Below are 19,599 nucleotides of genomic sequence, written 5' to 3' on the forward strand. Positions count from 1 at the left end.
CTGATGACCGATTGCGTCGAGATCGCCGGATTGCGGATTGCCCGCGAACTCAATGACTTTGTTGCCGGCGAAGCGCTGCCGGGCACCGGCATTGCGGCCGACGCCTTCTGGACCGGCTTCTCGGCCATCGTCCATGATTTCGGGCCGAAGAACCGGGCGCTGCTGGCCAGGCGCGACGCCATGCAGGCGAAGCTCGACGCCTGGTACCGCGCCAATGGCACGCCGATCGATATGGAGGCTTACAAAGCCTTCCTCAAGGAAATTGGCTATCTCGTGCCGGAAGGACCGGCCTTCTCCGTCTCGACCGACAAAGTCGACCCCGAAATAGCCGTTGTCGCCGGGCCGCAGCTGGTCGTGCCGGTGATGAACGCGCGCTATGCGCTTAACGCCGCCAATGCGCGCTGGGGTTCGCTCTACGATGCGCTCTATGGCACCGATGCCATTGCCGAGACCGGCGGCGCCGAAAAGGGCAAAAGCTTCAACCCCGTGCGCGGCGCCAAGGTCGTTGCCTGGGCAAAGAGCTTTCTCGACGACTCCGTGCCGCTCACCTCCGGAAAATGGGCCGGGGTGAACGGGCTTACAGTCCAGGGCAGCATCTTGCGGCTAAGCGCCGGCGCCGGCGGCACCACGCTGGCCAACCCGAAACAGTTTGCCGGCTATCGCGGCGATACCGCCAACCCTGAGGCCATCCTGCTGGTCCAGAACGGTCTGCATATCGAAATCCTGATCGACCGCGCCAACCAGATCGGCCGTACCGATCCGGCCGGCATTGCCGACGTCATCCTGGAATCGGCGCTGACCACCATTCAGGACTGTGAGGATTCGGTCGCGGCGGTGGATGCCGAAGACAAGGTCGTCATCTACCGCAACTGGCTCGGCCTGATGAAGGGCGACCTTTCGGAAGAGATCAGCAAGGGCGGCAAGTCTTTTGTCCGCAAGCTGAACCCCGACCGGGCCTGGACCGCGCCCGATGGCGGCGCGCTGAGCCTGCCTGGCCGCTCGCTGATGCTGGTCAGAAACGTCGGCCACCTGATGACCAATCCGGCCATCCTCGACCGCGACGGCAATGAGGTGCCGGAAGGCATCATGGACGCGGCGATGACGGCGTTGATCGCGCTGCACGATGTCGGCCCGAACGGACGGCGGATGAACTCCCGCGCCGGGTCGATGTATGTGGTGAAGCCGAAGATGCATGGTCCGGAAGAGGTCGCCTTCGCCGTCGAGATTTTCGACCGCGTTGAAGCGTTGCTCGGCATGGCCAAAAACACCATCAAGATGGGCATCATGGACGAGGAGCGGCGCACCACCGTCAACCTCAAGGAGGCGATCCGCGCGGCGAAGGAACGCGTGGTGTTCATCAACACCGGCTTCCTCGACCGCACCGGCGACGAGATCCACACCTCGATGGAAGCCGGGCCGATGATCCGCAAGGGCGACATGAAGCAGGCCGCCTGGATTTCCGCCTATGAGGCGTGGAATGTCGATACGGGCTTGGAATGCGGGCTGGCCGGCCACGCCCAGATCGGCAAGGGCATGTGGGCGATGCCGGATCTGATGGCGGCAATGCTGGAACAGAAGATCGCCCATCCCAAGGCCGGCGCCAACACCGCCTGGGTGCCGTCGCCAACCGCGGCGACGTTGCACGCCACGCACTATCACAAGGTCGATGTCCATGCCGTGCAGGCGGCGTTGAAGAGCCGGCCGAAGGCCAGGCTCGACGACATACTGTCCGTGCCGGTCGCGGTGCGGCCGAATTGGACGCCGGACGAAATCCAGCGCGAGCTCGACAACAATGCGCAAGGCATTCTGGGCTATGTCGTGCGCTGGATCGACCAGGGCGTCGGCTGCTCGAAAGTGCCTGACATCAACGATGTCGGCCTGATGGAGGACCGCGCCACGCTGCGCATCTCCTCGCAGCACATCGCCAACTGGCTGCACCACAAGGTTTGCTCCGAGATTCAGGTGATGGATTCGCTGCGCCGCATGGCGGCGACCGTCGACCTGCAGAATGTCGGCGACCCGCTCTACCGCGCGATGGCCGCCGATTTCGACAATTCCATCGCCTTTCAGGCCGCCTGCGACCTGGTCTTCAAGGGCCGGGAGCAGCCGAACGGCTACACCGAACCGGTGCTGCACGCGCGGCGGCTGGAGCTGAAGGCGAAGCAGGACCACTGATCTCCGCCCTTGTGGGTGAGATCATCTACGCTGCCTGCGCCACCCGCTCCGACATCATGCGGTAGGAAATCGCCTCGGCCAGGTGAATGCGGCCGACCGTCTCGCTGGCGTCGAGGTCGGCGAGCGTTCTCGCCACTTTCAGCACCCGGTGGTAGGCCCGCGCCGAAAAGCCGAGCTTCTCGCTGGCGTCCTTCAGCAGCGACAGGCCGGCGGCGTCCGGCACGGCAATGTCTTCGATGATTGCTGGCGAGCAATGCGCGTTGGTGGTGGCGCTGGTGACGCCGAGACGCTCGAAGCGTTCGCGCTGGATGGTGCGGGCGCGGGCTACGCGCAGCGCAACGGAAGCGCTCTTTTCCGCGCGGTCGGGCCGGATGAGGTCGGCGGCCGAGACTGCCGGCACTTCGATCCTGAGGTCGATGCGGTCGAGCAGCGGGCCTGAGATGCGCGCCTGGTAGTCGGTGCGGCAGCGCTCGCCGCGCAGGCAGCGATAGCCGGGTTCGCCGGCCATGCCGCAGCGGCACGGATTCATCGCCGCCACCAGCTGGATGCGCGCCGGATAGGTGACGCGGTGGTTGGCGCGCGCGATCATGCAGTCGCCGGTCTCCAGCGGCTGGCGCAGCGCGTCCAGCGTCTGCGGTGAAAACTCGGGGAATTCGTCGAGGAACAGCACGCCGTGATGGGCGAGCGAGACCTCGCCCGGCCGCACCCGCAAGCCGCCGCCGACCATTGCCGCCATCGAGGCCGAATGGTGTGGGGCGCGGAACGGCCGCCGGTCGGTCAGCTTGCCTTCGCCGAGCTCGCCGGCCACCGAGGCGATCATCGAGACTTCGAGCAATTCCTTCGGCGCCAGCGGCGGCAGGATCGACGGCAGCCTTTGCGCCAGCATCGATTTTCCCGAGCCAGGCGGGCCGACCATCAATAGGTTGTGGCCGCCGGCCGCGGCCACTTCCAGCGCCCGCTTGGCGCTCTCCTGGCCCTTGATGTCGCAGAGGTCCGGCAGGTCGCGCGCCGAGACATGGATACCGGGTTCGGGTCGCGACAGCACCTGCGTGCCGCGAAAATGATTGGCGATGGCAATCAGGCTGCGCGGCGCCAATATGTCGAAATCCTTGCCCGCCCAAGCCGCTTCCGGCCCGCAGCCGAACGGGCAGATCAGCCCCTTTCCCTCGGCATTGGCGCCGATCGCAGCCGGCAGCGCGCCGGCGACCGCGGCAATGGTACCGTCGAGCGACAATTCGCCCAGCACGACATAGGAGGCCAGCATGTCGCCCGGAATGGCGCCGAGTGCGGCCATCAGGCCAAGCGCGATCGGCAGATCGTAATGGCTGCCTTCCTTGGGCAAATCGGCAGGCGCAAGGTTGACGGTCACCTTCTTCGACGGCATCGACAGGCCCGACGCATGGAGCGCCGCCTGCACGCGCTCGCGGCTTTCGGCCACCGCCTTGTCGGCCAGGCCGACGATCTGCATGCCGACCTTGCCCGGCGCGATCATCACCTGGACATCGACCGGAACGGCCTCGATGCCCTGGAAAGCAACCGTGCGAACCCGCGCCACCATTTTGATCTGCCCCCGGTTACCGGCTCGCTCGGGCCTTTGTGGTCAGGCCGCGCGCGACGTCGGCCCAAGACAACCATAGATTTCAGGCCAAGGCAAGAACATTACGGGAACATACGGTCCACCGTGCTTCCGGCACCATAGATGCCGACGCAAGCTTCCGCCCGAGACAGAATTGACTGCAAAGGCGGCGTGATTGGTGTCACCGATCCGACTCGCATACTATGGTATGGTTGGGATCGGGGGATATCCGCAGCGCGTTCAAGCGCAAAAGCGAGGACAACAGGATGCCGACCTTAAGCAATGGCAGTGTGCTCACTGTATGGGAAGAACCTGACAATCCCAACCCGAGCCCCGACGCGGTGCTTTTCAGCATCACGGAAACCGATGGCGACGTGATCGGACCGATAGGGGCAAAGCCGGATTTCCCGTTCGGCGGCATCGACGTGGCTTCGGTCGATGTCTTCGACGGCTTCTTCACCATCACCAGTTTCACCAATGAGGGCCGGACCGAGACCTGGACGACGGTGGAAGCGCAGGTCTTCGACAATGAAGGCAATCTTCTCCGCACCTTGTCCGACCAGGCGGCCTACCTGTCGGCCCGGATCGTCTCGGTCAACGCCGACAGCCCCGACACCATCACCGTGACATGGATCGGGGCGAACGAATATTTTGGCGGCGAAAACACCCAATACGGCCAGCACCAGATCATCCTGGACGGCGGCGCGCTTCAGCCCGACACCTTCGTCAACCATGCGCCGACGGCCGCCGATCTGGATGTCTCGGTTTCGCAGGGGCAATCTCTCGATGACATCAAGTTCAGCGCGGCGGATGCCGACTACGATCTCTTGAGCTTCGTCGTCGTCGATGGGCCGGACCACGGCGCCCTTGAGCAGAGCACGCGGTTCGACGGCAATTACTATCCGTTCCACCAAGGTCACGTAGGCACCAGCCTGCACTATCATGCCGACTTTCTGAACGGCAATCTGTTCGACTATACGCCCGAGGCCGGCTTCGTCGGCACCGACAGCTTTAAAGTTTACGCCACGGACGGCCAGGGCAACAGCAATGTGGTGACGATTACGGTCACGGTCACGCCACCGGCCGAGTCCATCGCGCTGGACGACGCCACGAACACTGTGAGCTATGCAGGCAACGACAGTGCCGTGCTCGTCGCCGCGCTGGACGGCGGCGATCGGGTCACCGGCACCGCCTTCAACGATATGCTCGACGGCGGCGCAGGCCACGACCAGCTGTTCGGCGGCGCTGGTTCCGACACCCTGATCGGCGGCGCGGGCACCGATTGGTTGAAGGGCGGCGCCGGCAATGACGTCATAAGCGGCGGCGCGGGCACGGACGGCCTCCGCGGCGATGAAGGCGACGATAACCTCGACGGCGGCGCCGGTTCCGACGACCTGCGGGGCGGCGCTGGCGATGACATCCTCAATGGCGGTGCCGGCAGCGACCGGTTGGCCGGCGGCGAGGGCAGGGATGTCTTCGCGTTCGACACCTTTGGACTGGCGAACCGCGACTGGATCGAGGACTTCAATGCGCACGATGATGTGATCCGGCTCGACAGCTCCGTATTTGTCGGGCTGCAGGCCGGCCCGCTCTTCGCTTCGGCTTTCGCGGTCGGTAGCGCAGCCATCGATGACAGCGACCACATCCTTTACAACGACGTGACCGGCGATCTGCTGTTCGATGTGGACGGGGTGGGAGGCTCGGCGGCCGTCAAGTTCGCCGCCATCGACCCCGGCACCTTGCTCACCGCGGACGACTTCATCCTGGTCTAAACTCAAGCAACTGGCGACCGCCAACGACCGAGATTGGTGGAAGACGGACGGTCCCAAATTCCGTCGAAACGGGTAGAATGGGCCGCAGCTGACATTCGTGCCGCTTCTCCAGAGTGCGGGATATGCCCGACGATCGCATCGTAGCGTTCCGCGTAACCTTCATACGAAGCGATCGTCTGGCGGCTCTGCGCCAGCCGTGCTGGTTGCAGCCGCGTTGTGCCCTGTAGAGGGCGACGGAGTTCCTCCGGCAATCCGAGGCTGTTGCCGTCTAAGCGGTGACGAAGGCATCGACGGCACCTGAAAGGGATCGATCGATTGCGATTTGGGGTGGAAGCCACTCCATGACAGGATATCGGAAAGGCCAAGGCATGGCGATCCGGTGCAAAGAGCCGCTTTCCAGAAAAATCTCATTTACAAGGTCTATGAACCGCCCGCGGTCTCGTTCAATTCGTTTCAAAGTTTGCGAACGAATGTAATCCCGGGGAATTCGTTGCTCCTTCAGCGCTAAGACAGCCTCCGCGATGGATCGAGGATCGGGTGGAACTGTACGCGAATAGTCGTCATCCAGATAAAGGTCTCGGCCACCATGGTTCGGCGTCGTGACCACGGGAAGCCCCGCGAGAAGATATTCTGTGCTGGCGAACATTGGTCCCTCCACCTCAGAGAGACAAATTCCCACGGCTGCACGATTTAGATGCGTGTTCACCTGAGCCGGTGCCAATCGGACAGGCTTGCCGGTGCCGTCAAACTCGTTGATAAAGACGTGATGCGGCGCGAGCTCCCTGTGCCGATTTATTCTTGCTCTTTCCGACGCCATCCTAGAGGACCCGCTTGAATCTCGATAAAAGACAAATGCGCAACGCTGGATGCCAAGCGACAAGTCATGGCGCTTCCACGGAGCCAGTTGCGCATTGTAGATCGCATCAAATTCTACAGGGACGTCATCGAGAGGCCTGAATATGTGTTCGGAGGTTGTTGACGTCTTGTTGTGCAGGACGGCGGCCTCGCCGGACTGGTTCAACAGATCAGCCTCGGCCTGAGTGTTGGACAGGAAGATTAGCGAGTGATGGGGGTTCTTGAGTCTATGCAGAACGGCATAGGTCCGGATGGTTTTGACGCTAGCACTGTTTTCGATGGACCAAGTTGGCGAGATGAGAAACCAGGCGCGGTGGCTGGCTGGAAGGAAAGGCATATGACTTGCTAATCCGAGGGGCGTACCGGACATTCCCGAATAGGATATGAACGGATCGTCCGACAGCAAACTTGCCTGAAGAGCAGGTTGCGACTTCGCGGAAGGGTGCCCTTTTCTGAGGTTGTGGCCATGACGCAGCATGGCTCTGACAATCTCGAATTTGGTAGGAGGGCGATACCCGTGCTGTAGGGTCAACATGCGGCAATTGCGATCTTGAGTGCGGGAGAAAAACTCGCTTCGACAGAGAGAAATTTGGCAAAGAAAACATCGCCATTTGATCGACGGAATATCTCAGGCGATCAAATCTGGTGTACGGAGACGCGCCTCTTGAAAGAAAACATCGTCCCAAGCGGGGCTGGTTCTCACATCGCACTACCAACCGTATCCGTTTGCGTAGGCTGTTTCAATCAAGAGGCATTCATCGACACTGCGATCCGATCCGTAGCGGCGCAGACGTACACTGCGTTCGAGTGCGTGGTGGTCGATGATTTTTCGACCGACGGTTCCCGCCGAAGGATTGAAGAGTGTCTGTCCCAGCTTGGCGACAGTCGTTTCCGCTTTCTGCCCCGACTGCAAAATGGCGGGCAGTTGGCAACAATGATGACCGGGCTTGACGCGACAGCCGGACCTCTGATCTCCTTTCTTGACGGTGACGATGCTTGGCATCCTGACTTCATAGAATGCCATGCGAGAGCGCATCTCAGCCACACCCGTATCGCGGCGATGTCAAGCTCCGATGAGGTGTTGATAGATACGGCCGGCAACCTGCTTGCGGGCGGTCATCCCGTATTCCACCTGAATGACCCGCGATCGATGCCGAAAATGAGCGGCTACCTGCATGTCGATACCGAAGCTGACCCAACATTATTATTTATTGATCGGGGTACCGTGGGTTGGTTTTGGTCAACCACATCGGGGATGATGTTTCGTCGAGCTCCGCTTGAAATCATGCGTCCATCTGATCCGGACGAAATAAGGATATGTGCCGATGGTTATGTGGCTCGTGCCGCCCATATGATCGGCGGAACCGTGAGGATTGGGCGGGCTCTTGGCAGTTATCGGCTTCACGGCGGCAATGGCTGGGCGGACGGGCGCGTCCTGGGTACCGGAGTAGGCCTCGGCAGGATGTCGCCTGATAATGAAATAGCGATACGGCGGGCACTGGCCAATCGTTGGTGCGAAGTGGCGCCGGGACTGGAGCATTTAATCTCCCGCCACTCAATGCGCAGGACCTTGGTCGACCTGATTGGACTGTCTGCGGCTTTTGCATTGCTGGAAAAGAACTCCGATGCGGGTTTTCTGCTGAAAGACTGGGCAACACCACAGCGAAAATTGCAGACCAGACTTATCGGTCTCCTTCCTCCGAAACTGAGGCCTCGGCGCTTCCGGGACAGAGTTTGATGTGATGAGCCGATTGCTCGGCAGTCTTACTCGATAAAGAGCATCTTTCGATGCTTCTCTGGAAAGTCCTCCGTAGCAACGCACACTACGCGCCCGACTTCCGCCGCTTTTCCTCCACCGCATCCCAGAACAGGCTCGCAATGTCGGCGCCGCCAAAGCGCTGCACTTCGCGCACGCCGGTGGGCGAGGTCACGTTGATCTCGGTCATGTAGTCGCCGATCACGTCTATGCCGACGAGGATGAAGCCGCGTTCCCTGAGCGACGGCCCGATGCGCTCGCAGATTTCGCGCTCGCGTTTCGTCAGCTCGGTCTTTTCGGCGCGGCCGCCGACATGCATGTTGGAGCGCGAATCGTGGTCGGCCGGCACCCGGTTGATGGCGCCGACCGCCTCGCCGTCGATCAGGATGATGCGCTTGTCGCCCTTGCGCACGTCCTTGAGATAACGCTGCACGATATAAGGTTCGCGCGACAGCTGGGCGAACATTTCGAGCAGCGAGGCAAGGTTGCGGTCGTCCTCCTTGAGATGGAAGATGCCAGCGCCGCCATTGCCGTAGAGCGGCTTGACGATGATGTCGCCGAACGCCTTGCGGAAGGCCGCGACCTCCTGCGGGTCCTTGGTGATCAGCGTTTCCGGCATCAGGTCGGGGAATTCGGTGACGAAGATCTTTTCCGGGCTGTTGCGCACCCAGGCCGGGTCGTTGACGACCAGTGTCTTCGGGTGGATGCGCTCGAGCATGTGCGTGGTGGTGATGTAGTTCATGTCGAAGGGCGGGTCCTGGCGCAGCAGGATCACGTCCATTTCCGACAGGTCGGTGCGCACCTTGTCGCCCAGCGTATAATGGCTGCCCTTCTCGTCGCGGAGCTTCATCTCCTCGATGCGGGCAAACACCTTGCCGCCCAGCATCGACAGCCGGTCGGGCGTGTAGTGGAACAATTGGTGGCCGCGCCGCTGTGCCTCCAGCGACAGCGCAAACGACGTGTCGCCGGCGATCGAGACGGTGGAGACATGGTCCATCTGGACGGCGATTTTCAGCTTCATGGCGGTCTCCGGCGCGATTGGAGCGAGTTCGGGTCGATGCGTCGACGAGAGCGATATACGGAACTCGGCGCCGTCTGCCAATCACGCTTGCTTGGCTCAGGCTTAATGCGTGTCGTCAGCGGCAAGTCGGCCGGGACGGCTCAGCCGATCGCGGAGGGATCGTCGGTGACCTTCGGACTCGGCAGGTGCCGACGCTCATCAGTTCGACTCTCAGCCAATTTCCTTTGCGTGAGTATTGGCTAATATATACTTGCGCCGGGGGAGCCATGAATGAGAGTCAATGTCGTCTACGCACATCCACTCGCCGACAGTTACCAGGCATCGCTTCACAAACGCGTCGTGCGGACACTCAAAGCCAGGGGCGACGAGGTCGTCGACTTCGACCTCTACGAAATGAAGTTCAATCCGGTGATGCAACCAGAAGAGCGGCGTGGCCACTTTGATCCTTCTAAAATACCGACGGATTTGCGAGTCTACATCGAAGCCTTGCAATGGGCCGAGGCGTGCGTGTTCTGCTTTCCAACATGGTGGTCAGGCATGCCCGCCATGCTGAAGGGCTATTTCGATCGCGTTTGGCGACCCGGTGTCGCGTATCACGTGCCGGCGGACGGCGGCGTCATCAGACCGGCACTTCTGAACATCCGCCGAATGGGAGTGGTGACGACGTGCGGATCGCCCTGGTGGTATACGGAAATGTATATGCAAAATCCTGGAAGGAAGGTGCTGCTGCGTGGCCTGAAGACCATGTGTGGAGGCAACGTGAAGCATCTGTACATGACGAGATATTCCGTCGAGGGCATATCCAACGAAAAGAGGGAAATGTTCGCGCGAAAGGTGGAGCGGCGGTTCGAGAAATTCTGATGAGCCGAGGCTGCGCCGTGGTGTTGGACAAGAGGCAAGTGGAACCCTGAACAAGGAGGGCCGGGCAGGAGAGCTGGAAACCAATGCCGAATTCGGCAGGCGGCGCGACTTTGCCTTCGGCCACCCTGTGCGCCGGTCTGGCGTCAGATACGATCCTTGCAGGACGTGAGAGCGGCAACATCGTCGGGTTCTCCGTAGGCTGACACGATCGAGGTGGCGCGGTTTATGCGCCCGGCGGGCGACATCCGGCCAATCGCGACATTGTGAGAGGGATCAGCCCGCCGCCGGATCGGTCCCGTTCGGATCATTTGGAGACAAGGCGAGGCAGCGCGTCATCGTTTTCTTAAGCCTTGCCGTGCAAGGTAAGTGCCGCTTCGCCCGGCCACGCCACGCCCGCGCCTCGATGGAACAACGACCATGAACGCCGTCACCGCCATCCGCACCGCCTCGGTCAAAGCGCTCGAACTCACCATCCTGATGCCGTGCCTCAATGAGGCCGAGACGCTGGCCGTCTGCATCGGCAAGGCAAAGGCATTTCTCGACAAGGCGAAAATCTCCGGCGAGGTGCTGATCGCCGACAATGGCAGCAGCGACGGCTCGCAGGACATCGCCACCGCCATCGGCGCCCGCGTCGTGCCGGTGGCGCAGAAGGGTTATGGCGCCGCCCTGCTCGGCGGCATCGCTGTAGCCAAGGGCCGTTTCATCATCATGGGCGATGCGGACGACAGCTATGATTTCGGCGCGCTCGAGGCCTTCGTCGCCCGCCTGCGCGACGGCGCCGACCTGGTCATGGGAAACCGCTTCCAGGGTGGCATCGAGCCCGGCGCCATGCCGCCGCTGCACCGCTATCTCGGCAATCCGGTGCTGAGCTTTGTCGGCCGGCTGTTCTTCCGCATCAAGACCGGGGATTTCCATTGCGGCTTGCGCGGTTTCAATGCCGAGAGCATACGCAAGCTCGACCTGCAGACCACCGGCATGGAATTCGCCTCGGAGATGGTGGTGCGCGGCGCGCTTGCCGGCCTGCGCATCGAGGAAGTGCCGACCACGCTGAAGCCCGACGGCCGCAGCCGGCCGCCGCATCTGCGGACCTGGCGCGACGGCTGGCGGCATCTGAAATTCCTGCTGGTCTACAATCCGCGCTGGATGTTCTTCATCCCAGGCACGCTATTGTGCGGCGTCGGCGCACTGTTTGCCGCGCTGCTGGTGTTCGGGCCGCTGCGCGTGATCGACAATCTGTCGCTCGACCTCAACACCTTCGTCGCCGCCTGCTTCATGATCGTCACCGGCGTCCAGCTCGTCACCTTCGGCGCCATTTCGCGCTACTATGCCGAGATCACCGGCATCCTGCCGCCAAGCCGCCGTTCCGGCTGGCTGGCAAAAACCATCAGCACCGACCGTCTTGCCGCCAATGCCGGCATCTGCTTTGCCGGCGGCGCGCTGTTCGTGGGCTACGCCGTGGCGCGCTGGGCGCATCTCGGCTTCGGTCCGCTCAATGATTCCGAAATCCCGCGCATCGTCGTGCTCGGCCTCAGCCTGATCGTGATTTCGTTCCAGGCCTTCTTCTCGGCGTTTCTTCTCGGCGTCCTGGAGATACCGGTCAAGCGGATGAAAGCAGGCCAGCCCAGCCGATCGGATGACGCCCTGGCGCCGGCGGAAGAATGAACGGGTTTGCGCGAAAATTCGCCGCCATACGGCTTATCCGGTTCGCCGTGGTCGGCATTGGCGCGGCGCTTCTGTTCTTCGTGCTGTCGTGGGCCCTGGTTTCGGCCGGCTTGCCGCCATTTGTCGGGAGCGTCATCGCCTATGGGCTGGCGTTCGTGGTGGCGTATTCGGCACAGCGCGGCTGGACGTTCGAGGGACAGCACGCCCATGGCCGTGCGTTGCCACGCTATCTCGTCACGCAGTTGGTCTGCGCAGTGTTTGCCGGTCTGTCGGCCCATGTCGCGGTGTCGGTATTTTCCGCCTCACCGCTGGTGATGTCAGCCATCATAACGGTCGCCGCCGGCGCAGCCAGCTACGTGCTTTCATCGGTCTGGGTGTTTCGCGACGATCAAAGAGCCGCGTGAAGGCGCCCGGCCGCAGCCGCGGCTCTACCGAAGCGATGCGACGAAGTGCAGTCCCCTGTCAAACAGCAGGTTCGCCGGAAACGGATACAGCGACAGGTTCTCGCGCCATGCCCGGGCTTTGAGCCCGACCTGATCGAAAATCGCGTCCCATTCCCGTCTGGACAGATAGTTGTAGGGCAGCCGCACGTCGTGCCCCTTGTTTCCCACCCAGTCCATGAACCTGAGTGTGCTATAGGCGAAGGGTCCATCACGCAGATGGTCCTTGATGACAACGCCTTTGCGGGCGACCCTTGCGGCTTCAGCGACAAGTCGGCTGGGATCGTCCGTGTGGTGGAGGACGTCGACTATGGTCACCCAGTCGAACGACCCGGAAGCAGCCGGGATCGTAGTGCCGTCGAAAATCTCTACGGGGATGGCTGTTTGCGGTCGCAGAAAAACATCGATCCCGCGAAACGTCAGTCCGGGTTTCCTGTCCATCACCGCCTTGGCGAGCGAGCCATCGCCGCAGCCGAGATCGAGAACAGTGCCGTCGGCGCCCAGCATGTCGCTGATATGTTCGGAAAGGACCCGGATGCGGCGTTGAAACACTGCCCGATTATGGGCTGCGTTCAGGATCTTCTTTTCGACAGCCATAACACTCATGCCAGGATCCAGGTCCGAGTTGCCTACTCATATTTGTTCCGGGAACGTATCTGTGAATGGCAAACAAAGCGTTTCGCAACCTCTGACAAGGGCGGTTTAAGGTTTGCGCAGTGAGTTGGCGCTAGGTTTCCTCTTGCGAAAGAGAGCAACCAAAGGCCGCGCCCCGTGACTTCTGTCGATGCTGTGATGCCCATCAAGGCCCGCCCATCATGGCGCAATGACCTCGCGCTTGCGCTCATCGCCGCGCTGCTGTCGGTTGTCGTCAGCGCGTGCACCGGATTCCGCGAACTGACCAATGCCGGCGGCGACAATGACAGTCTGCTGCGTCTGGTCGAGGTTCGCGACTTGCTGGCCGGACAGGGCTGGTTCGATCTGCATCAGTACAGGATGGGGCTTGAAGGCGGCTTCGTGATGCACTGGTCGCGGCTGGTCGATGCGCCGCTCGCCGCCATCGTCCTTGCCGCTCACGCGCTGACCGGCAGTATGGCCATGGCCGAGGCCATCGCGCAGGTGCTGTGGCCAGCGCTGCTGTTCTTCCTGGCCGTGTTCTTCACCGCCCGCGCGGCCCGCGGTTTCGCTGGCCCGGGCGCCGTACTGCCGGCGATCGTCGTTGGTGGGGCGGCGCTGCATTTCATTGGCATCTTTTCGCCGGGTGCGCTCGATCATCACAATGTCCAGCTGACGCTGACCATGGCCAGCCTCAGCCTGTTGCTCGAGGCGCCGGCGCGCCGTTGGGCGGCGTTGTTTTCGGGCCTATGCGCGGCGCTGACGCTCGCCGTCGGCATGGAAACCGTGCCCTATGTCGCCACCATCGGCGTGTGCATCTCCTTGCTGTTTGTCGTCGACCCGGGGGGCGAGGCAGGGATCGCCAGGGATTTCGGTCTCGGATTCGCCGGGGTTTCAGCGCTCGTCTTCGTCACCACCATCCCGCCATCGGCCTGGAGGCAGGCGCAATGCGATGCCTTCTCCACCGTGCAATTCGTGGTGGCGGCGATCGCTGGACTGGGCCTTGCTGCCATCACCTCGTTCAAAGCATCCAGCGGCACCGTCAGCCGTCGCCTGATTTCGCTCGGTCTTCTTGCGCTGGGGCTCGGCGGCGTTGTCGTTGCGCTGTTCCCGCAATGCCTGGCCGCGCCCTATGCGAACGTTGATCCGCGTTTCAAGGAGTTCCTGCTCGACCACATCGACGAAGCGCAGTCGATGTTTAACCTCATGGTCAACGAGCCGGCCTCGGTGGCGGCGCGATACGCCACGCCGCTGGTGGCGCTCGTGCTGATGGCGCTTCGCCTGCGCGGGTCATGGCGCCGCCAGGACAGCCTCGTTGGCGCCTTGCTGGTCGCCGCCTTCATCGTCAGCGCCTGGCAGGTCCGCGGTTCGACCTTCTCGATCGCCTTTGCCGTCATCCCGCTGTCGGCCTGGATCGCAACCTGGCGCGAGCGGGCGAGAATCACCCCCTCGCGCAGCGTGTCGCTGCGCATGGCCGCAGCCTGGCTGGTGTCGGTGAATGTCGTCTGGACCGCCGCCGCCGCCGCGACCTCGGCAGCCTTGGAGGCCAAGGTCACCGCTGCGGCCAAGGACGCCGACGCCGATGCGCCTTGCGAGCGCAAGGCTTCCTTCGACGCCTTATCCAGGCTGCCGGACACCACGGTGCTCGCCATTTCCAATCTTGGCTCGCCCATCCTGGCCTATTCCGGACACCGCGCGTTTTCCGGTCCCTATCATCGCAACATCGCCGGCTACTTGCTTGCGCTCGATGCTTTTCTCGGATCGGCGGACCAAGCGAAGACAATCGTGGCGGAGCACGATGTCGGCCTGGTTGCGCTCTGCCGCGGCAGCGCGGAAACCAAGATGCTCACCGCCAAGGCACCGCAAGGCTTCCTCGCCGGGCTGGTGCGCGACAGCGTGCCGGACTGGCTCGAACCCATCGCCGAAACGCGCGGAAACCCGGTCGAACTCTACCGCGTCCGCTAAAGCATCATTCGTCAGCGAAAAATCGATTTCGCGATACGGTTCCTAAACGCTTTGCTGCCAGTCTCAGCGCAAATTTCGGACGTCAAAAACAGGGATACCGATGCAAACGATGTTTGGCACCGGGCAGGCAAGCAGGGAAAACACGGATCTGGCGTTCACCGACACGCTGACCGGGCTTGGCAACCATCGCCGCTTCTTCGACAAGGTCGACCGCCTGATCAGCGACCGCGCCGACGATCCCGCGCCTTTCACCGTCGGCATTCTCGACCTCGACGGCTTCAAGCCGATCAACGATCTGTTCGGCCACAAGGCCGGCGACGACATATTGATCCAGGTGGCCATGCGGCTGCGCGCCTCGATGGACAGCCATTCCACGGTCTGCCGCATCGGCGCCGACGAATTCGCCTTCCTCTATCCGATGGTGTTCTCCGAGGAAGCCGCGGCCGAGAAGGCGCGCATGATGATCGAGATCCTGTCGGCGCCCTACGATGTCGGCGAACGCACCGCCAGGCTCTCGGCCTCGGTCGGCTGCTCGTTGTTCTATTCCGGCGACGAAACCACGGAAATCCTCGTCCACAAGGCCGAAACGGCGCTCTACCACGCCAAGCGTTCGGGCCGCGGCCGCGTCGTCGTCTACACACGCGAGATGGAAGAGGCGGCCAAGCGCGTCACCCGCATCGAACAGGCGCTGCGCCGTGCCGTCTCGGCCGGCGAGGTCGAGCCGCATTTCCAGCCCATCGTCGATCTCAACACCCGCCGTACCATCGGCTTCGAGACGCTGGCGCGCTGGACCGATCGCGACCTCGGCGTCGTCCCGCCGACCGTGTTCATTCCCATCGCCGAAGAGCGCGGCATCATCGGTCCACTGTCGCAGCTGGTGCTGCGCAAGGCGACCGAAGCGGCGCGCAGCTGGCCGAAGGACCTGTTCCTGTCCTTCAACCTGTCGCCCTCGCAGCTCGTCGACCAGAACACCGGCCTGCACATACTGTCGATCCTCGACCGCACCGGCTTCGATCCGCGCCGGCTGGAGATCGAGATCACCGAAACCGGCCTGATGAACGATCCGGCATCGGCCGAGAAGATCGTCGAGGATCTGCGCCGTGTCGGCATCCGCGTCTCGCTCGACGATTTCGGCACCGGTCAGTCCTCGCTCGGCCGCCTGCGCGAATTCCATTTCGACAAGCTCAAGATCGACCGCGCCTTCGTGTCTTCCATCCTTGACGACCGTCCGTCGGAACACATCATCCGCGCCATTCTCGCAATGTGCGAAGGGCTCGGCATGGATGTCGTCGCCGAGGGCATCGAGGAGGAGGCCCAGGCCGACCGCCTCGTCCAGTTCGGTTGCGCCGGCGGGCAAGGCTATCTCTTCGGCAAGCCGGTCGATGCCGACGCCACGCTCGGCTACCTCCGCGATTCCTATCGCGGCGCCCTCTACGCCAAGGCGATCTGAGCGGCGGTCTGCCGCAATCTCCAATCCGGGGATGACAGCGCAGTGTGGCGCCTTGTCGTTTTGTCTGACATAAGCCCGCAGACCCGACGTTTCACCCTTGCCCGCCGAACTTCTCTGGCTAGGATGCGCGCCGGTTGTGGTCGGAGAAAAAAGATATGATGCCATCGGCGGATTTTGCCGACCTCAGGGGCGCCTCGGTGCTGATCACCGGCGGCGGTTCCGGAATTGGTGCGGCATTGACCGAGGGTTTCGTTCGCCAGGGCGCCAATGTCGCCTTCATCGACATCGCCGATGGCCCAAGCGCGATGCTTGCCGACCGCGTCGAACAGGAACTTGGCCGGCGGCCGCTCTACCTCAGGACCGATCTGCGCGATGTCGAGGCGCTGCGTGCCTCCGCTGCCAAGGCGGCTGAGGCGCATGGCGACATCACCGTGCTGGTCAACAATGCCGCCTGGGACGAACGCCACGATGTCGCTGACGTCACCGTTGAGTTCTGGGACAACAACCTCGCCGTCAATCTGCGACCGCATTTCTTCACTGCCCAGGCGGTGGCGCCGGGCATGAAGCGGGCCGGCGGCGGCTCGATCATCAACTTCACCTCGACCTCCTATCTCATCAACCACCCCGATATGCCGGCCTACACCACCGCCAAGGCCGGCATACTCGGTCTGACCAAGGGGCTTGCCGGCAAGCTCGGCGTCGACGGCATCCGCGTGAACGCGATTGCGCCGGGCTGGGTGATCACCGAACGGCAGAAGGAACTCTGGGTCACCGAACAGGGCCTTGCCGCCCATGTCGCCAAGCAGTGCATCAAGCAGGTCATGCAGCCCGACGATATTGTCGGCACCGTGCTGTTCCTGGCCTCGGATGCCTCACGTATGCTGACGGCGCAAATGCTGATCGTCGATGGGGGGTTCCTGTGAGCCCGGCAAGCCAAAGTCCGGCCAACAAGGCGCCGGCCGTCGCCGCCGTCGACTGGGGCACGACCCGCATGCGGGTCTGGCTGATCGACGAGGCGGGTGGGGTGCTTGCCGAAAGACGCGGCGATGACGGCCTGATCACCGCGCAGCAAAAGGGCTTTTCAACCATCCTCGAGGGCCACCTGGGGGCACTGGGCGCGCCGCAGGGGCTGCCGGTCATCATCTGCGGCATGGCCGGCTCGCGCCAGGGCTGGGTGGAGGCGCCTTACGTCACCGTGCCGGCGCCGATCGGCGCCATCCTCGCGGGCGCCGCGCGCATCCCTGGCCAGAGCCGCGACATCCGCATCGTGCCCGGCCTTGCGCAGCGACTGGCCGACGCGCCGGACGTGATGCGCGGCGAGGAAACGCAGCTTGCCGGCGCCGGTTTGCCGGCTAAGGGACGCCATCTCGTCTGCATGCCCGGCACCCACTCGAAATGGGTTCTGGTCGAGGATGGCGCGGTCGATGGTTTCTGCACCTGGCCGACCGGCGAGCTGTTTTCGGTGCTGGCCGCACATTCGATCCTGCGCCACTCGCTGGGCGAGAACCCGAAGCCGGTCGCGGCGGACAATCCGTTCTTCCAGGACTGGTGCCGCGAGGCGCTGGCCGAGGGCGGTGATGTCACCTCGCGGCTGTTTTCGATCCGCGCCGCCGGCCTGCTGCAGGACCTCAAGGCGGACGATGCCGCCGCCTGCCTGTCCGGGCTGCTGATCGGGGGCGAGATCGCCTCGGCCGGCCGCCGTTACGGCGAAAGCGCCACCGCAATCGTGCTGGTCGCCTCCGGTTCGCTTGCGGCTCTCTATCGGCAGGCGCTCGACCTTGCGGGACTTGCCGTCAGGACGGTCGATGCCGACGAGGCGGTGCGTGCCGGCCTCATCGAGGCGGCACGCGAAAATGGCATGATCGCCAAATGAATATGACCCACCAGAGTGGAGTGACCGCGTGACCCAGACCGCACCTTTCCCGAAGCTCAAGCGTGGTCTCGTCGCCATTCTGCGTGGTCTGAAGCCTGGCGAGGCTGTCTCCATCGGCCAGGCGCTGTTCGATGCCGGCATCGAAGCCATCGAGGTGCCGCTCAATTCGCCGGAGCCGTTTGTGTCGATCGCCAGCATTGTCGCGGCATTGCCCAAAACGGCGCTGGTCGGCGCCGGCACGGTGCTGACGGCGGCCGATGTCGACGCCTTGGCAAAGGCCGGCGGCAGACTGCTGGTCAGCCCCAACATCGATGCCGAGGTCATGGCCCGCGCCATGCACCATGGCATGGTGACGATGCCCGGTGTGTTCACGCCCACCGAAGCTTTTCTGGCGATACGGCTTGGCGCCTCGGCGCTGAAATTCTTCCCGGCAAGCGTGCTTGGGGCCGGCGGCATTTCGGCGACGCGCGCCGTGCTGCCGAGCGACACCGTGGTAGGCGCCGTCGGCGGCGTTTCGGACAAGGACTTTGCCGGCTACAAGTCGGCCGGGGTGACCGCGTTCGGCCTCGGCTCAAGCCTCTTCAAGCCGGGCATGAGCGTTGACGAGGTGGCCACGCGCGCCCGGGCGGCGGTGACGGCCTGGGATGCGGCCTTCGGCGGAGAGGCGTGATGGAAAACGTTTCGGTTTTCTCGAGCCATGTCTGCGAACTCGGCGAAGGTCCGAGCTACGATCCCGCCACCGATACGCTGTTCTGGTTCGACATCGTCAACGGGCTTCTGCTGGAGCAGGGTGTCACCTCAGGCGCGCTGAAGGTCCATGAGCTCGGCCAGATGGCCAGCGCCATCGCTGTCATCGATGACAAGCGCCAGCTTATCGCCACCGAGACCGGCCTGCATGTCCGCGATGTTTCGACCGGCAAGCTGACATTGCATACAGCCATCGAAGCCGACAACGCGCTGACGCGCTCCAACGATTCGCGCGTCCACCCTTGCGGCGCCTTCTGGGTCGGCACCATGGGCAAGGGTGAGCAGAAGGGCGCCGGGTCGATCTACTGGTTCTTCAAGGGCGAGCTGCGCACGCTCTACACCGGCATCACCGTATCGAACTCCGTCTGTTTTTCCGAAGATGGGACGATCGCCTATTACACCGACACCGCGACCGGCCTGTTGATGCGCGTCGCCTGCGACCCGGCGACGGGCCTGCCGGCCGGCGAGTCCAAAGTGTTCGTCGACCACCGTTCATCCAAGGGCTATGTCGACGGCTCGGTTGTCGACCGCGACGGCGTGCTGTGGAACGCCGTCTGGGGCGGCAAGGCGGTCAAGGCCTATGCGCCTGACGGCACGCTACTGCGTGAAATACCGATGCCGGCGGGGCAGTCCTCGTGCCCGGCCTTTATCGGCGCCAAAGCTGACCGGCTGGCGGTGACCTCGGCCTGGAAGGGCAAGGACGACAAGCAACGCAAACTCGATCCGCAGGCAGGCATGACCTTCCTGCTCGACATCCCTGTCAACGGCCGCTTCGAGCCGCGCGTGCTGATCGCCTGACGGCTCGGGTTGTCGCGCAGGCGTCCGGCGCTGGTC

General features: G+C 63.1%; 16 protein-coding genes. 12 read left to right on the top strand and 4 right to left on the bottom strand.

Features of this window, described 5'->3' with window-relative positions; genetic code table 11:
- Window positions 1–3 precede the first annotated feature (3 nt).
- Window positions 4–2,175 (top strand): malate synthase G, encoded by a 2,172-nt coding sequence (locus ACWGTI_RS24540; protein ID WP_454589519.1) that lies wholly within the window; start codon window positions 4–6, stop codon window positions 2,173–2,175.
- Between the two features lie 25 nt (window positions 2,176–2,200).
- On the opposite strand, the gene ACWGTI_RS24545 is transcribed toward ACWGTI_RS24540, so the two are convergent.
- On the bottom strand, window positions 2,201–3,733 hold the full coding sequence (locus tag ACWGTI_RS24545) for a YifB family Mg chelatase-like AAA ATPase (protein WP_454589520.1): 1,533 nt from the start codon (window positions 3,731–3,733) through the stop codon (window positions 2,201–2,203).
- A 443-nt stretch (window positions 3,734–4,176) separates the two neighbouring features.
- On the opposite strand from ACWGTI_RS24545, the gene ACWGTI_RS24550 reads away from it, so the two are divergent.
- On the top strand, window positions 4,177–5,523 hold the full coding sequence (locus ACWGTI_RS24550; RefSeq protein WP_454589521.1) for an Ig-like domain-containing protein: 1,347 nt from the start codon (window positions 4,177–4,179) through the stop codon (window positions 5,521–5,523).
- Between the two features lie 268 nt (window positions 5,524–5,791).
- Here ACWGTI_RS24550 and ACWGTI_RS24555 read toward each other — a convergent pair whose 3' ends face one another.
- The gene (locus tag ACWGTI_RS24555; protein ID WP_454589522.1) at window positions 5,792–6,856 is read right to left on the bottom strand and encodes a glycosyltransferase; all 1,065 of its coding nucleotides are present in this window, start codon (window positions 6,854–6,856) and stop codon (window positions 5,792–5,794) included.
- Window positions 6,857–7,042: 186 nt separating this feature from the next.
- On the opposite strand from ACWGTI_RS24555, the gene ACWGTI_RS24560 reads away from it, so the two are divergent.
- A complete protein-coding gene (locus tag ACWGTI_RS24560) occupies window positions 7,043–8,116 on the top strand; it encodes a glycosyltransferase family 2 protein (protein WP_454589523.1) in 1,074 nt (357 codons plus the stop codon).
- Between the two features lie 85 nt (window positions 8,117–8,201).
- Here ACWGTI_RS24560 and gshB read toward each other — a convergent pair whose 3' ends face one another.
- Complete coding sequence (gene gshB / locus ACWGTI_RS24565; RefSeq protein WP_454589524.1) at window positions 8,202–9,155, bottom strand: glutathione synthase; 954 nt, start codon at window positions 9,153–9,155, stop codon at window positions 8,202–8,204.
- Between the two features lie 270 nt (window positions 9,156–9,425).
- Between gshB and ACWGTI_RS24570 the strand changes: the two genes are divergently transcribed.
- From ACWGTI_RS24570 to ACWGTI_RS24580, 3 genes are all read left to right on the top strand, one after another.
- Window positions 9,426–10,016, top strand: coding sequence for an NAD(P)H-dependent oxidoreductase (locus ACWGTI_RS24570; RefSeq protein WP_454589525.1), 591 nt, complete (start codon window positions 9,426–9,428; stop codon window positions 10,014–10,016).
- Window positions 10,017–10,433: 417 nt separating this feature from the next.
- Window positions 10,434–11,678 (top strand): glycosyltransferase family 2 protein, encoded by a 1,245-nt coding sequence (locus ACWGTI_RS24575; protein WP_454589526.1) that lies wholly within the window; start codon window positions 10,434–10,436, stop codon window positions 11,676–11,678.
- Window positions 11,675–12,082 (top strand): GtrA family protein, encoded by a 408-nt coding sequence (locus ACWGTI_RS24580; RefSeq protein WP_454589527.1) that lies wholly within the window; start codon window positions 11,675–11,677, stop codon window positions 12,080–12,082. The genes ACWGTI_RS24575 and ACWGTI_RS24580 overlap by 4 nt, the downstream gene beginning before the upstream one ends.
- Before the next feature lie 24 nt (window positions 12,083–12,106).
- On the opposite strand, the gene ACWGTI_RS24585 is transcribed toward ACWGTI_RS24580, so the two are convergent.
- Entirely contained in the window at window positions 12,107–12,715 is a 609-nt protein-coding gene (locus tag ACWGTI_RS24585) for a class I SAM-dependent methyltransferase (protein WP_454589528.1), read from the bottom strand.
- 195 nt (window positions 12,716–12,910) lie between these two features.
- On the opposite strand from ACWGTI_RS24585, the gene ACWGTI_RS24590 reads away from it, so the two are divergent.
- The 6 genes from ACWGTI_RS24590 to ACWGTI_RS24615 all read left to right on the top strand — a co-directional run bounded on the left by ACWGTI_RS24590 (window position 12,911) and on the right by ACWGTI_RS24615 (window position 19,563).
- The gene (locus ACWGTI_RS24590) at window positions 12,911–14,695 is read left to right on the top strand and encodes a GtrA family protein (protein WP_454589529.1); all 1,785 of its coding nucleotides are present in this window, start codon (window positions 12,911–12,913) and stop codon (window positions 14,693–14,695) included.
- A gap of 100 nt (window positions 14,696–14,795) precedes the next feature.
- A complete protein-coding gene (locus tag ACWGTI_RS24595) occupies window positions 14,796–16,145 on the top strand; it encodes a putative bifunctional diguanylate cyclase/phosphodiesterase (RefSeq protein ID WP_454589530.1) in 1,350 nt (449 codons plus the stop codon).
- A 155-nt stretch (window positions 16,146–16,300) separates the two neighbouring features.
- Window positions 16,301–17,068: an SDR family NAD(P)-dependent oxidoreductase gene (locus ACWGTI_RS24600; RefSeq protein WP_454589531.1), complete on the top strand. Its 768-nt coding sequence runs from the start codon at window positions 16,301–16,303 to the stop codon at window positions 17,066–17,068.
- Entirely contained in the window at window positions 17,065–18,018 is a 954-nt protein-coding gene (locus tag ACWGTI_RS24605; RefSeq protein ID WP_454589532.1) for a 2-dehydro-3-deoxygalactonokinase, read from the top strand. The genes ACWGTI_RS24600 and ACWGTI_RS24605 overlap by 4 nt, the downstream gene beginning before the upstream one ends.
- Before the next feature lie 28 nt (window positions 18,019–18,046).
- Window positions 18,047–18,688, top strand: a complete 642-nt coding sequence (locus tag ACWGTI_RS24610; RefSeq protein WP_454589533.1) for a 2-dehydro-3-deoxy-6-phosphogalactonate aldolase — start codon at window positions 18,047–18,049, stop codon at window positions 18,686–18,688.
- Window positions 18,688–19,563, top strand: a complete 876-nt coding sequence (locus ACWGTI_RS24615; protein WP_454589534.1) for an SMP-30/gluconolactonase/LRE family protein — start codon at window positions 18,688–18,690, stop codon at window positions 19,561–19,563. Before ACWGTI_RS24610 ends, ACWGTI_RS24615 begins: the two co-directional genes overlap by 1 nt.
- Window positions 19,564–19,599 lie beyond the last annotated feature (36 nt).

This window comes from Mesorhizobium sp. ArgA1 (genome assembly GCF_053714375.1).